This window comes from Paenibacillus sp., from assembly GCF_031177825.1.
Taxonomy (GTDB): domain Bacteria; phylum Bacillota; class Bacilli; order Paenibacillales; family YIM-B00363; genus Paenibacillus_AE.
The window spans coordinates 22675-37652 of the sequence record NZ_JAPSKE010000009.1 but is presented as its reverse complement, the minus strand read 5'-3'; the positions used below and the strand labels follow the sequence as shown (position 1 = coordinate 37652).

The window sequence follows — 14978 nt, the reverse complement described above, 5'->3', positions numbered from 1 at the left end:
TTGCTACAATATGAACAAGTTGCGTATCACTTATGGAATACGGAGGAGTGGACCATGTCTTTCAAAATCGCCTTCATCGGCGCGGGCAGCATCGGCTTCACGCGCGGTTTGCTGAGGGACTTGCTCAGCGTGCCCGAGTTTCGCGACATCGAGGTCGCGTTCACGGACATCAACGAACATAATCTGCGGATGGTGACGGAGCTGTGCCAGCGCGACATCCGGGAGAACGGTCTCGCGATCGAAATTCAGTCGTCGACCGACCGTCGGACCGCGCTGAAGGATGCGAAGTACGTCCTCTGCACGATTCGGGTCGGCGGACTCGAGGCGTTCGCGACGGACGTCGACATTCCGCTCAAATACGGCGTCGACCAATGCGTCGGCGATACGCTGTGCGCCGGCGGCATCATGTACGGCCAGCGCGGCATCGCCGAGATGCTGAACATCTGCAAGGACATCCGGGAATGCGCCAGAGAAGACGTGCTGCTGCTCAATTACGCGAACCCGATGGCGATGCTGACGTGGGCGTGCAATACGTACGGCGGCGTCAATACGGTCGGCTTATGCCACGGCGTGCAAGGCGGCCACCATCAGATCGCGAAGGTGTACGGCCTCGAGAAGAAGGACGTCGACATCATCTGCGCGGGCATCAACCATCAGACGTGGTACATCCAAATTCGCCATCAAGGCAAAGACTTGACGGCGAATTTGCTGGAAGCGTTCGAAAATCACCCGGATTACGCGCGCACGGAGAAGGTGCGCATCGATATGCTGCGCCGCTTCGGTTACTACAGCACGGAATCGAACGGCCACTTAAGCGAATACGTGCCGTGGTACCGGAAGCGCCCGGACGAAATCAACGACTGGATCGACCTCGGCAGCTGGATCAACGGGGAAACCGGCGGCTACCTGCGCGTGTGCACGGAAGGCCGCAACTGGTTCGAGACCGACTTCCCGAACTGGATGAAGGAGCCGGCCCGCGTCTACGCCGCGCATCAGCGCAGCGAGGAGCACGGCTCTTATATTATCGAAGGCCTCGAGACGGGGCGCGTGTATCGCGGTCACTTCAACGTGATCAATAACGGCGTCATCTCGAACCTGCCGAACGATTGCGTCATCGAAGCGCCCGGCTACGCGGACGGCAACGGCATCTCGATGACGAAGGTCGGCGATCTGCCGCTCGGGCCGGCGGCGGTGTGCTCCGTCAGCGTGAACGTGCAGCGGCTCGCCGTCGAAGCGGCGGTGCGCGGCGACGACAAGCTGCTGCGCCAAGCGTTCATGATGGACCCGCTCGTCGGCGCCGTCTGCAATCCGAAGGAGATTTGGCAGATGGTCGACGAGATGCTCGTCGCGCAGGAGAAGTGGCTGCCGCAGTACGGCGCCGCGATTCAAGAAGCGAAGGAGCGGCTCGCGAAGGGGCCGTTGCTGCCGACGCGCGAAGGCTATAAGGGCGCCGCGCGCCTCGCCGTGAAGACGGTCGAGGAGATGAAGCTCGACCGCGAGGCGGCGAACAAGAACGCGGCCGAAGCCGACAAGGGGAAGGACCGGGCGGAAGCGAAAGCGTAAGACGAAGGCGATTGGGAGTGATGCGGTTCCGGCGCGGGTGCGCCGGAGCCGTTTCTTTTTCTAAGGCGATGGTTCGCTTGGCAGTATTGCACGCATCCTAACGGGGCAAAGTAAGGAAAAATCAGGGAGGGTAAACTCGAGATGACGACAACCCATCATGCTTCCATCCCGGTACAGGCGATCGAGGACGAGCTGGAGCGGTACGCGGCGCGAGTCATGGCGGACTACGCCGTGGACTCCTGCGTCGCATTCATCGGGAAGGAGAAGGAGGACCGGCTGCATGCCGGATTCAGCATCCGTCGCGGCAACGATTTCATTCTCATTCGGAGGCTTCATGCGGCGGACGCCGCGGGCGGGTATCGGCCGGTCGAGGATCGATGGACGCTGGAGATCGACAATCGCGTGGCCGGCGAAGGGTATCCGGACGTCGAAGCTGCGTTGGATGCAGCCGGAATTTTCGCAAGAAAGTAACCGTTCCGGTTGACAGGACGCGCCGCGCTCTCTAAAATGGGGAAAAATTCCTAGGGGAGCGAGAGAAGCGTGGGGACATTGTGGATGAAGGACGGGGCGCTGCCGAATCGGCCGACCGTCCTGTTTCTCGGCGACAGCATTACGAATGACGGGCGCTATATCTCATATATGGATCGGTACTTCGAGCGGCACGCGCCGGAGCGCCGCCCGACGTTCGTGAATCGCGGCGTGAGCAGCGAAACCGTGTCGGGCTTGAGCGAGCCGGATCACCCGTGGCCGCGGCCGTGCCTCCACGAGCGGCTGGATCAAGCGCTCGCGGAGAGCCGGCCGGATTGGGTCGTCCTCTGCTACGGCATGAACGACGGCATCTATTATCCGTTGTCCGAGGATCGATTCGAAGCGTATCGCGAAGGACTGGCGATGGCCATCGCGAAGGCGAAGGGCGCGGGAGCCAAGACGATCGTTGTCACGCCTCCGCCGTTCGACTACGCCTCGATGCGGCTTCAGGAGAATAGCGATTCGGCGGCCGGAGCCAAAGGGGAATACAGCTACCTTCGTCCATACCCGGCTTACAATGAAGAAGTGTTGAGCGCGTACAAGCAGTGGGCGCTCTCGCTGGCCCCGGAGGTCGACGCGGTCGTGAACGTGCACGATCCGCTGCTTCGGGACATCGAAGCGGCTCGCGCGGCCGATCCTTCGTATCGGTACGGGGACGGGATCCACCCGGAAGCGAGAGGCCACTGGATAATGGCGAAGACGCTGCTCTCGCGGCTGTTCAACATCCATCTGGAACGCGTGCCGGGGGAAGACGCGGGCGATCCCGTGGCTGCGCCGCGCGGCGAAGACGTCTACGACGTCGTCGAATCCGAATGGAACGGATACCGTAGAACGGACTTCTACGTGGACGGGCGCGAAGGATTGCTGATTTCGCCGTCGGTTCCGACTACGGGGAAGCCTTGGGTGTGGCGCGCCGAGTTTTTCGGGGCGTTCGCGCAAGCGGATCTGGCGCTGCTCGAGCGCGGATACCATCTCGCGTATTACCGGATTCCCGACCAGTACGGCTGCCCGGGAGCGGTGCGCCGCATGGAACGGTTCCGGGCGAGCGTCGTTCGCGCGTTCGGCTTGTCCCCGAAGGCGGCCTTGTTCGGCTTCAGCCGAGGCGGCTTGTACGCCCTCAACTACGCCGCGGCTCATCCGGAAGGCGTCGCTTCGCTATACCTCGATGCGCCGGTGTTAGACATCCGCAGCTGGCCGGGCGGGCTCGGGGAAGGGCCGGGCGACCGGTCATGCTGGGAGGAGTGCTTGGCCGTCTACGGCTTGACGCCGGAGACGGCGGCGGCGTTCGACGGCAACCCGCTCGATTCCCTCGGTCCCGTCGCCGAAGCGGGCATCCCGATCTTGCTGATCGCCGGCGACGCCGACGAGGTCGTCCCGTTCGCGGAGAACGGCGCGCGACTCGAACGCCGGTACCCGGAGCTCGGCGGCTTCGTCGAGACGGTGTTGAAGCCCGGCGTCGCGCATCATCCGCACAGTCTGGAAGACCCGGCGCCGATCGCGGCGTTCGTGGAACGAAACGAATAAACTCGCGATCGTTCGGCTTGCCGCTTGCGGCAAGCTTTTTACTTTTCGATCTTATTTGTATTCCATCGGTACGTCGGCGTCTCTCCGACGGCGTATCGAGCGAGCCGGACGCCGGACATCGGCGAGACGCTGAAGCTGCTGTAACGGACCGGAAGTGATGCGATTGCGAACATGTGGTTAAGCTGTAAAAAGGAATCATCGAAAGTCATGAATGGAAGGAAGCCACGAAAATCGAAATCTTGCAGGAGGAGTTCCAGCTTTTGCATGAGTACAACCCGATCGAGCATACGAAGTCGAGGTTGAAGTCCCCGGAAAGCATTATGAATAAGCTAATGCGCAAGGGCGGCGCGACTTCCCTCGCCGATGTCCGCGCCACCGTGAAGGATATCGCGGGGATCCGCATCACGTGTTCGTTCCTGTCCGACATCTACCGAATCGTCGACATGCTGCGGAACCAAAACGACCTGAAATTCGTATCTGTTAAAGATTACTTGAAGCAGCCGAAGCCGAACGGTTATAAAAGTTTGCATCTGCTCGTCGAGGTGCCCGTCTTTATGTCGGATCGCCAGGAGCTCGTCGCCGTGGAAGTGCAAATCCGAACGATCGCGATGGATTTCTGGGCGAGTCTCGAGCACAAGATCTTCTATAAGTATAACGGCTCCGTCCCGGAGCGGCTGCTCGCCGAATTGAAGGAAGCCGCCGACACCGCGTCGGAGCTGGACGAGAAGATGGAACGGCTTCGGAAGGAAGTCGACGAGATCAAACTCACCGCCTCCGCGGACGAGGAGCGAGAGATGCGCTTGCTCATCGATCGTCAGTCGTTCGCCGTTCCCGAACCGCTGCTCAGGCTAGTCGAAGAAAAATCGTAAGCGAGGCTCGGCGAGGAGGGGGTTCCAATAGAAAATAAGTTATTTCGCGTCGGCGTCGGCATCTTGCTTTTGTTTCTGATCATCTGGTTGGGCGCGCAGATCGACTTCGTCTTCCAACCGCTCGTCGTCGCGTTCCGGACGTTGGTCGGGCCGCTGCTCATCGCGGGAGTGTTGTTTTTCTTGCTGCGCCCGCCTATGCAATTTCTGGTGAAGCGGAAGGTGCCGAAGTCGCTCGCCATCCTGCTTCTCTATTTCGTCGCGGCGGGAGCGCTCGCGCTGCTCGCGCTGTCGGTCGGACCGATGATCAAGACGCAATTCGCGCAATTGATCGCAGGCCTTCCGATTTTCGTGGAACGCGCCGTCGCCGTGGGATACGAGCTCGCCCGATCCGAGGCGTTCGCCGTATGGCTGCACCGACTGAACCTTGACGTCGAATCGATCGCTTCGACGGCCTCGGGATACGCGATGACGCTCGTCGACCTCGTCACCTCCAATCTGACGAACGTGCTCGGCGCCGTAGCGAACGCGTTCTTGCTCGCCGTCATCGTCCCGTTCGTCCTTTATTTTCTGTTGAAGGACGGAGACAAGATGTTCGAAGGGTTCATCGGCCTGTTTCCGAAGACAAGGCAAGCGGACGCCCGCAAGCTGTTGTCCGAGATGGACCGCACGATCGGATTTTTCATCCGGGGGCAGATGACGGTCGCCGTCTGCGTCGGCCTGCTGCTGCTCGTCGGCTTCCAGATCATCGGACTGCGGTATGCGGTGCTGCTGGCTTTCATCGCCATGGTCACGAACGTCATTCCTTATCTGGGCGCGTTCCTGTCCGCCGCTCCGGCCGTGCTCGTCGGCTTGGCGCAATCGCCGGACATGGCGCTGAAGGTGTTGATCGTTACGGTCGTCGCGCAGCAGCTCGAGGGCAATCTGCTGTCGCCGTGGATCATGGGCAAGGGGCTGAACATCCATCCGTTGACCATCATCTTATTATTGCTGGTCGTCGGCTCCCTCTTCGGTCCGATCGGGTTGTTGTTCGCGATCCCGGGATACGCGGTGTCGAAGGTCGTCGCGGTTCATATGTATCGCTTCGTTCGGCAGCGCTCGGACGACGAGGAGAAGCCCGTCGCGTAATCGCGACGGGCTTCGTTTTCCTAATCGTTCGAAGTTACGCTTGCTTCTTGCGGCTCATGAGTACGATCGCGCCGACGACGATCATCACGATCGCGATATACGGCTTGCCGGACAGGAAGTTGAAGACCGAGCCGATCGAGAAGACGGCGAAGAACAGCAGCGAGATCACCGTCAGAATGTTAATCGGAATGAGCAAATACTTATTCCGTCCGCTGAACCAGTACAGCTCGAACAGTCCGACCGCCGGCGCCAGGATGAAGCCCGGCCACAGGATATGCCACGCGTCGTACAGCATGGAGATTTGGCACACGACCCCGACCGTCAGCAGAATGCCGCCGGGAACGAGCACGCCGACGCCCTTGCGTCCGGTCACCCCGAAATACAGCCAGTGGAAAAACAGTCCGAGCGGAATGACGAAGATCGACGGCCAGAAATAGCCGAAGATGTCGCCGACGTCGAACGTCTCCCCTTGATTCATGAACAGGAATGCCCCCAACAGGAGCAGCACCGCACCCGAAATGCCTCTAACGCTCATCCATATCCCTCTTTCCGGAAGTAAAGAACACGTGTTTTTCCACATTTTATCGCGATCCGGGACTTGCGTCTCCCATCTTCGGTTGCATGGCGCGACTGGACTTAAGACCGGGATTCCGCCCGCCGGATGGGAGTCCATTCCAATCGCGGCGAAACAGGAATGCGTCGCTCCGCGTCGAATCTTTCTTCTAGGAAAAGAGAGCGGCGGAGGACGTATGAAGCTTATAACGAAAGTCATGCTGTTGATCGTAACCCTGATGACTCCGGTCATCGCGCTGTACACGCTCTCCCAGCGGGTCGGCACGGGGATCGTCGAGGAACAGATCACGATCGCGAACCAAAATCGGCTCGCGATCTTCATGCACCAAATCGAGGGCGCCTTGGACCAGGTGTCCCAGTATTCCAACTTGATCTCCCAAGATCCCGATTTCGCGGCGCTCGCGGGGAACCTCATTCCGGCCGACGGGTACGATTACGCGATGCTGCTCGACGATCTGCAGAACAAGCTGAAGCTGTTCAGCATGTCGGCGGCCTGGATGAACCGGATCAACCTGTACTTTCCGGGGGCGGGTCACGCGATCTCTTCGTATTCGCTTCTTCCGTACGACGAGTCGTATTTGCGGGCGAATCTATCGAACGAGTGGCGATTCCGCACGATTCGGGTGAACGACATCGAGAAACAAGCGTTCACGCGCTTCTTCACCGAGCCGGCATCCGCCTCGAGCGACCTGAACCGCGCATCCGTCGTCGTGGAAGTCGACCTGATGGCCGACAACATCGTCTCCCTGCTCGACAGTTTTAAGACCAAAGGAAATAACGACCCGTTCCTCTATGGAGGCGCGAACGAGGTGCTGCCGAACACGAGCGCGGATATGGACTTCATCCGCCGGTTGATCGATACGGGCGCCGTCGGAGGCGATACATTGAAGGAAGGGCACCGCATCGTGACGGTGGACGGCGAACGGTATTTGGTGTACGGACTCTCCTCCGAGGAGCTGCCTTGGAGCTTGATCGATTACGCGCCGCTCGAGGACATTCTCGCGCCGGTTACATACAGCCGAAACTTGTTTTACGTCACCGCGGCCCTCCTGTTGCTGATGGGCGCCGGCGCGGCGTATTTGATCTACTCGCAGGTGCAGGTGCCGATCCGGCTGTTGGGCGCTGGCGCGGAGCGGTTGGAGCGCGGCGACCTGTCGACGCGGATCTTGAACGTCCGGCATGGGGACTTCACGCGGCTGTTCGGTCAGTTCAACCGGATGGCGGCGCGCATGCAGCACTTGATCGAGAAGGTGTACAGCGAGGAACTGCGGGCCAAGGAAGCGGTCATGAAGCAGCTTCAGTCGCAGATCAACCCGCACTTCCTGTACAACAGCCTCGCGTTCATCGTCAGCATGGCGCAGCTGAAGCGCACGGAGCCGGTCATCTCGATGGCCTACAGCTTGGCGGACTACTATCGGTATACGACGAGGAACGAAACGTTGGACGCCACGGTGCGCGAAGAAATCGCGTTCGTCAACGCGTACGTGGAAATTATGGACATGCAGCTGCGGAAAATTTCGTACCGCGTCGACATTCCGGAAGCGCTCGAGTCGATTCTCGTGCCGAGGCTGTTGTTCCAGCCGTTAGTGGAAAATTCGATCGCTCACGGCCTCGAGCCGAAGGAAGGGCCGGGCTCGATCTCGATCGAAGGGCGCATCGAAGCGGGGTTCGTCGTCTTCACGGTGGAAGACGACGGCGTCGGCCTGTCCGACGAGGCGCTCGCTAGATTGAACGCTTCGTTCGCCTCTCCGGAATCGTCCGGCGACAGTCGCGGACTGCGGAACGTGCACCAGCGCATCGCGCATCGATACGGCGCGGGGGCGGGCTTGTCGCTCTCCCGCTCGGCTTCGGGCGGCGTTCGGGCGACGCTGCGCTGGCCCTTGGACGCGACGGAAGAGGTCGAACGAGCATGTCCTTAGAAAACGGACGATTCAGAAAACGGGGGAGATGGACAATGCCGATGTACCCAAGCCGTACGATCGTAGCGGGGATGTTGGTCCTGACGCTCGGCCTTGCGGGCTGCGCCGACGCGAATACCGCCGTGGAACCGGGGACGGAGGCGGCGGGAGTGACGATCCCGTATGACCCGCCGGTCGTCGTCACGACGTCGAGGGTGCTGAACGACAGCGAGATGGGCAAGCTGATTCCGCCCGATTCGATCGACGACAATCCGATCTCGCGATGGGCGAAGGAGAAGCTGGGCATTATTCAAAACAGCATGTGGGTGCTTGTCGACGAAGCCGCGCTTCTGCACAAGACCAAGCTGGCGCTTACGGGAGACGAGCCGATCCCGGATGTTTTGTACCTGAACGACGCCGTATTGCCGCAGCTGCTCGACGACATCGCCGAATCCGGACGATTCATGGATATCGAAGAAGCGTTCGAGACGTACGCATCGCCTCGGATGAAGGAAGCGTACGCGAAAAATCCGGACGTCTGGAGGACGGTGACGGCGAACGGCAAGAAGTGGGGATTGCCGCAAATTTCGGACGGCAAGGTCGGCGATCCGATTCTTTGGATTCGCCAAGATTGGCTCGACGCGGCGGGGCTCGGCCCGCCGACGACGATCGAAGAGCTCGAGACGGCGCTGGACGCGTTCACGAACATGGACCCCGACGGGAACGGGAAGAAAGATACGTTCGGCCTTGCATTGGCGGGCAAGAACTCGTTGAACGGCTGGCTCGCCGACGCGAGCTTCCTGTTCGGCGCTTACGGCGATCAGCCGCACCAATGGAATCGATTGCCGGACGGCAGCCTCGCCTACGGCTCCGTGCAGCCGGAGGTCAAGAAGGCGCTAGAGCGGCTTCGGACGTGGTACGACCGAGGGTGGCTTCATCGCGACTTCGGCACGCACGACGAGCTGACCGCGGCGAACTTGTTCGTGGCGGGAGAAGCGGGCGTCGTCTCGGGGCCGGGGTGGATGGGCGGATGGCCGCTCGGGGAGGTGCACGAGGACGAGAACGGCTTCAAGCCGGAGTATCGGCCGATTCCGTTCCCGGCCGGCGAGGACGGCAAGATCGGGCGGCGAGGCTCCAAAGTGTCCTACGGCAGCTACATTTTCCGCAAGGATTTCCCGTATACCGAAGCGTTGTTTCGCTATTGGGACGAAGTATACGGCGCGCTCGTCGAGGATCCGGAATCGGACTTCATGCACGGGTTCGGCGAAAACTATGATTATAAGATCGTGGACGGCAAGTACGTCTACGACTTCAAGGGAGCGACCACGACCGTAGCGAACTTGCTTCTGATCGCTCCGGGCAGTACGCCGCAGGGCGTGCTGAAGGAAAGCTTGGAGCAGCGCGTATATCGCGGGCAAATCGAATCGCCGTACGAGAAGAAGCTGGCGGAAACGAGCTCCAAGCTGTTCCTCGAGGGCAAGATCGTGGGGGACCGACAGCTCGCTTACGCGCAGAAGGATCAATTCCTCGGCGTGCCGACTCCCGCGATGCGGACGAAGTGGCCGGCGCTGCAGAAGCTGGAGAAAGAGACGTTTCTCAAGATCGTTTACGGAAAAGAAGAGGCGGACGCGTTCGACGCGTTCGTTCGAAGCTGGCGGGAGCACGGCGGCGACGAAATTACGCGGGAAGTGAACGCGTGGGACGCCTCGGTCGATTAAATCGAAAGGTTGAGTCTATCGCATGTTTACGATATTCAAGCGAAGAGGGCTTGTCGCTGCGACAGGGAGCGCAGCGGCAGGCCTTTTTTTTCGTCGTACGAACAATTTCGACAAGCTCTGTTCAAAAATTGTCGAGATTTCTGGAATATACTAAGATTTATGCCTTAGTGCCTCTCGTAAGGAGAATAACGCGAAGCAGGAAGAGATTACAGGAGGAGTTTCTATTGGAACATATTCATGGGACTCATGACCCGATTCTGGTCGGTTTTTCGTACGTGGTGGCCGTTGTTGCATCTTACACGGCTCTGGATCTCGCCGGAAGAATCAGTACGGCCGAGGGGTTCAGGAGGTGGTTGTGGATGCTCTTCGGGGCGGCGGCCATGGGTATGGGGATCTGGTCGATGCATTTCGTCGCGATGCTGGCGTTCTCTCTCCCGGTTCCCGTCGCATACGATTTGCTCATCGTATCGGCGTCCGTCATCCCATCGATCCTAGGCTCGTTCGTCGCGTTATACATTGTCAGCCGCAGCAGCCAGTTAGGCGCGAAGGAGCTGCTGAGCGGCGGCTTGCTGCTCGCCGCAGGCGTAACGAGCATGCATTACATCGGGATGGCCGCCATGCAAATCGGAATATCCTACGACCCGGCCCTCTTCGCGCTTTCCGTCGCGATCGCGCTCGCCGCCTCCGTCGCCGCGCTCTGGCTGTCGTTTTATTTCCGCAAGGGCGGGGGACGAGGAAGCTGGTGGAAGAAGGCGGGCAGCGGGTTCATTATGGGCGCGGCCATCGCGGGTCTGCATTATACCGGCATGGCGGCGGCCCGTTTTCGCATCGCGCCCGACGGCGGAGACGCGGCCGGGGTGCTGCTGGATCAGAAATGGCTGGCGTACTTCATCTCGGGAGGCACCTTGTTCACGTTGGGGTTATGTCTTCTCGGCATCTTTATCTCGAAGCGGTTTTCCGTGAAGGATTCGGAAATTCAATGGAAGACCGTAGAGATTTACCGCATGAATCAAGAGCTTCGTCAGTTCAACGAGCATCTGGAGGAATTGGTCAAAGAACGAACCGCCCAGTTGGAGCGAGCGCATGACGAAGCCATTAAAGCGAATATGATCAAAAGCCAATTTTTGGCCAACATGAGCCACGAGCTGCGCACGCCGCTTAACGCGATTATCGGGTACAGCGAGATGCTTAAGGAAGAGGCGGAGGAAATCGGCGAGTCGACGTTCGCCGAAGACCTCGGGAAAATCAGCAAAGCGGGAAATCACCTGCTCGCGTTGATTAACGATATTTTGGACATCTCGAAGATCGAAGCCGGGAAGATGGAGCTGTTCGTCGAAACCTGCGAGTTGTCGGCGTTGGTCCAAGAGATCGAGAGCACGGTCGCTCCGCTGATGGATGCGAAGGGGAACCGGCTTCAAGTTCGAGCGGTCGAAGGCCGGATGACGACGGACGTCACGAAGCTCAGACAAATCTTGTTGAACCTGCTGAGCAACGCTAGCAAATTCACGGACGGCGGCGAGGTCGACTTCGAGGTTTACCGCGAAACGAGGGGCGGCGAACCGGGCTACGGATTCCGGGTAAGAGACGCCGGGATCGGCATGACGCCGGAGCAAATCGAGAAGCTGTTCCAACCGTTCACGCAAGCCGATTCGTCGACGACGCGGAAGTACGGAGGAACGGGACTCGGGCTGGCGATCAGCCGGCGGTTCTGTAACATCATGGGCGGCGACATCGACGTCGAGAGCGTATACGGGAAGGGAAGCACGTTCACTTGCTGGCTCCCCGAATCGATCTCGAAGCCCGTTGCGCTCGCCGAAGCGGCCGCCGCGGACGCGCCCGCCGAAGCGGAACGGAAGAAACCTTTAGTCCTGCTGATCGACGACGAGCCGTTCAACGAGCAAATCATGAAGCGGTATTTCGAAAAAGAGGGCTGGGAGCTCGCCTTCGCCGATAACGGGCAGCTAGGGCTCGAATTGGCGAAGGAGCTAAGGCCGAAGGCGATCTGCTTAGATATCTTAATGCCGGGGATGGACGGCTGGAGCGTTCTGTCCCAGCTGAAGAACGATCCCGACGTGGCCGACATTCCCGTCGTCATCTGGTCGCTGACCAGCGACACGCAACTGGGCTACACGCTGGGCGCCTCCGAATACTTGGTCAAGCCGGTGGAGCGGGAGCGGTTAATCAAGGTAATGGAGAAATACGTCACGGGTCGAGAAGAACGCCGAGTTCTTGTTATAGAAGACGATGCGACGACGAGCGAATTAATGAATAAGCTTCTAGTGAAAGAAGGCTATTCGGTGACGCAAGCCCGCAACGGCCGGTTCGCGTTGGAAGCGATGGAGCTTCAGACGCCGGCCTTGATCTTGCTGGATCTGATGATGCCCGAGATGGACGGATTCCAATTCATTACGGAGCTGCGCAAGCGGGACGCATGGCGCGACGTACCGATCGTCGTCGTCACCGCGAAGACGATTACGTCGGAGGACCGGAAGAAATTGAACGGCTACGTCCGGAATATCGTGCAGAAGGGCGCCATCGATTTCAAATCGTTGCTGGCGGAAATTCGCAAGTTGATGACGGAGGCGGAACCCGCGTGATAACCATTCTCTTGGTCGAAGATAACGAGATGAATCGGGATATGCTGACCCGGCGCCTGGAGCGTAAAGGCTATCGGATCATCGCCGCCCAAGACGGCAAGGAAGGGGTGGAGCTCGCGTCAAGACTGGTGCCTGATGTCGTGTTGATGGATTTGAGCCTGCCCGTGCTGGACGGGTGGGAGGCGACGCGGCGGCTGAAGTCCGCCCCCGAGACGAAGCATATTCCGGTCATCGCCCTGACCGCCCATGCGATGGTCGAGGACGAAGAGAAGGCGTACGCGGCCGGATGCGACGACTTCGACACGAAGCCGGTCGTGTTGGAACGTCTGCTGGACAAAATCGGCAAAGCGCTGCAAGCGTAAGCGGGCGTCATCTCATGGATGGAGAGGTACGAGGGAAGATGGAAGACATTCGAAACGCGAACCTATTTATTATCGACGATCAAGAACATAACGTATCGCTGCTTGAGCGAATTCTTGGCCGAGCGGGATTCCGAAACTTCCATAGCAGTATGGATCCCTTGCGAATTCCCGCCATGATGGATGCGGTCGAACCTGATCTCGTCCTGCTCGACATGCATATGCCGGGGATGGACGGGTTGCAGGCGATGAAGCTGATCCGAGATCGGGTCGGGCCGGATACGTATTTGCCGATCATGATGCTGACCGCGGACGTCACTTCCGAAGTCAAGCAGCAAGGGCTGCTGGCGGGCGTCAACGATTTTCTGACGAAGCCGTTCGATCGGACGGAGGTCGTCCTGCGCATCAACAATTTGTTAAAGACCAGGCAGCTTCACATTCAACTGCAGCAGCACAAGAACACCTTGGAACAGCGGGTCAGGGAACGGACGCAAGAGCTGCAGAAGAGCAAGCTGGAAATTTTGCAGCTGCTTGGCCGGGCGGCGGAGTACCGCGACGATATCACCGGGCGGCACACCGTCCGCGTCGGCGAGCTGGCCGGCCTCATCGCCGGCCGCATGGGGATGTCGGAAGAGGACGTCGAGACGATTCGGATGGCAGCGCCGCTGCACGACATCGGGAAAATCGGCATCCCCGACGAAATCCTCTTGAAGCCTGGGAGATACGAGCCGCACGAGTTCGAACGGATGAAGGTGCATACGTCGATCGGCGCCAACATTATGAGCGATAGCTCCTTCGCGCTGCTCAAGCTGGCCGCCGCGATCGCGCGATCGCATCACGAGAAGTGGGACGGTACCGGATATCCGGACGGGCTGCGCGGGGAAGAGATCCCGCTTGCGGCGCGAATCGTCGCCTTAGCGGATTATTACGACGCTTTGACCCACGAGCGTCCGTACAAGAGGGCTTGGACGCCGGAGGAGACGGTCGCCGAGATCAAGCGGCAGCGGGGACAACATTTCGACCCGAAGGTCGTCAACGCATTCCTGCAATTGTACGAGGAAGGTGCGCTCGGCGGGTAAACGACGAAAAACGGGACGCCGCACAGTCGTGCGGCGTCCCGTTGCGTATTCGGAATGGTTTAGTCGAAGTATACCGCTTGGCCCGTACGAGCGGACTCGTAGATCGCTTCGAGCAGCTGCGAGACGACGAACGCCTGCTCCGGCGTAACGACCGGATCCTTGTCCTCGTCGATCGCTTGGATCCACATTCTCATCTCGAGGTCCGCGTCGCTTTCCGACTTGCCGTCGTAGAACGCTACGCCGCCGGACTTCAGGTTCACTTCGCTCGTGAACAAGCGGCTGTGCTTCTCGCCGTTGATGCGGAGGCCGCCCTTCATGTCCGCGCCGCCTTCCGTGCCGCACAGCGTGCACTTCGCTTCATCCACGTCCAGCGTGTTGAGCGCCCAGCTCGATTCGAGCTGGATCGTCGCGCCGTTCTTCATGACGATCATGCCGAACGCGGAGTCTTCGACCGTGAATTTCTTCGGATCCCACGGTCCCCAAGCGTTCGCGGCGTTTTCCTTCTGGGACAGCTTATGGTAGGACGTGCCGAGGACCGCCTTCGGCTCGTAGTTGTTCATCATCCACAGCGTGAGGTCGAGCGCGTGCGTGCCGATATCGATGAGCGGACCGCCGCCTTGCTTCTCTTCGTCAAGGAACACGCCCCAAGTCGGCACCGCGCGGCGGCGAATCGCATGCGCCTTCGCGAAGTAGATTTCGCCGAGCTCGCCGTCTTCGCAAACCTTCTTTAGGTGCTGGCTGTCCGGACGGAACCGGTTGTTGTAACCGACCGTAAGCTTCTTGCCCGTGCGCTTCGCGGCTTCGACCATGCGCTTCGCGTCCGCGGCCGTCTTCGCCATCGGCTTCTCGCTCATGACGTGCTTGCCCGCTTCGAGCGCGGCGATCGCGATGTTCGCGTGGGAGTCGTTCGGCGTGCATACGTGCACGATATCGATCGATCCGTCCTTCAGCAGCTCCGTGTAATCCGTATACGTCTTCGCGCCTTCCGCGCCGTATTTCTCGGCGGCGGCGACGGCGCGCTCTTCTACGACGTCGCAGAATGCGACCATCTCAACGTTGTTCAACTTGCTGAGGCTCGGCATATGCTTGCCGTTGGCGATGCCGCCGCAGCCTACGATTGCGATGCGATACGTCTTGGCCATGAA

11 protein-coding genes and 1 pseudogene are annotated in these 14978 nt (G+C 59.8%); 10 read left to right on the top strand and 2 right to left on the bottom strand.

Features of this window, described 5'->3' with window-relative positions:
* The first annotated feature begins 54 nt into the window (after positions 1–54).
* From melA to RIN49_RS12830, 5 genes and pseudogenes are all read left to right on the top strand, one after another.
* Complete coding sequence (gene melA / locus RIN49_RS12850) at positions 55–1563, top strand: alpha-glucosidase/alpha-galactosidase (protein ID WP_309120572.1); 1509 nt, start codon at positions 55–57, stop codon at positions 1561–1563.
* Between the two features lie 141 nt (positions 1564–1704).
* A complete protein-coding gene (locus RIN49_RS12845; RefSeq protein ID WP_309120571.1) occupies positions 1705–2034 on the top strand; it encodes a DUF5634 family protein in 330 nt (109 codons plus the stop codon).
* Positions 2035–2103: 69 nt separating this feature from the next.
* The gene (locus RIN49_RS12840; RefSeq protein WP_309120570.1) at positions 2104–3615 is read left to right on the top strand and encodes an alpha/beta fold hydrolase; all 1512 of its coding nucleotides are present in this window, start codon (positions 2104–2106) and stop codon (positions 3613–3615) included.
* A 224-nt stretch (positions 3616–3839) separates the two neighbouring features.
* A pseudogene (locus tag RIN49_RS12835) lies at positions 3840–4484 on the top strand (GTP pyrophosphokinase); the annotation flags it as partial.
* Between the two features lie 63 nt (positions 4485–4547).
* Entirely contained in the window at positions 4548–5609 is a 1062-nt protein-coding gene (locus RIN49_RS12830; RefSeq protein ID WP_309120569.1) for an AI-2E family transporter, read from the top strand.
* 34 nt (positions 5610–5643) lie between these two features.
* Here the strand turns inward: RIN49_RS12830 and RIN49_RS12825 are convergent, their stop codons facing one another.
* Positions 5644–6144, bottom strand: coding sequence for a hypothetical protein (locus RIN49_RS12825; RefSeq protein WP_309120568.1), 501 nt, complete (start codon positions 6142–6144; stop codon positions 5644–5646).
* A gap of 214 nt (positions 6145–6358) precedes the next feature.
* Here RIN49_RS12825 and RIN49_RS12820 point away from each other — a divergent pair, with 214 nt between their 5' ends.
* The 5 genes from RIN49_RS12820 to RIN49_RS12800 all read left to right on the top strand — a co-directional run bounded on the left by RIN49_RS12820 (position 6359) and on the right by RIN49_RS12800 (position 13833).
* Positions 6359–8101, top strand: coding sequence for a sensor histidine kinase (locus RIN49_RS12820; protein ID WP_309120567.1), 1743 nt, complete (start codon positions 6359–6361; stop codon positions 8099–8101).
* Positions 8102–8136: 35 nt separating this feature from the next.
* Positions 8137–9798, top strand: coding sequence for a type 2 periplasmic-binding domain-containing protein (locus RIN49_RS12815; RefSeq protein WP_309120566.1), 1662 nt, complete (start codon positions 8137–8139; stop codon positions 9796–9798).
* 359 nt (positions 9799–10157) lie between these two features.
* A complete protein-coding gene (locus RIN49_RS12810; RefSeq protein WP_309120565.1) occupies positions 10158–12395 on the top strand; it encodes a response regulator in 2238 nt (745 codons plus the stop codon).
* Positions 12392–12757, top strand: a complete 366-nt coding sequence (locus RIN49_RS12805) for a response regulator (protein WP_309120564.1) — start codon at positions 12392–12394, stop codon at positions 12755–12757. Before RIN49_RS12810 ends, RIN49_RS12805 begins: the two co-directional genes overlap by 4 nt.
* Positions 12758–12795: 38 nt before the next feature.
* Positions 12796–13833 (top strand): HD domain-containing phosphohydrolase, encoded by a 1038-nt coding sequence (locus RIN49_RS12800; RefSeq protein WP_309120563.1) that lies wholly within the window; start codon positions 12796–12798, stop codon positions 13831–13833.
* 59 nt (positions 13834–13892) lie between these two features.
* Here the strand turns inward: RIN49_RS12800 and RIN49_RS12795 are convergent, their stop codons facing one another.
* Positions 13893–14975, bottom strand: coding sequence for a Gfo/Idh/MocA family protein (locus tag RIN49_RS12795; protein WP_309120562.1), 1083 nt, complete (start codon positions 14973–14975; stop codon positions 13893–13895).
* Between the last annotated feature and the right edge of the window lie 3 nt (positions 14976–14978).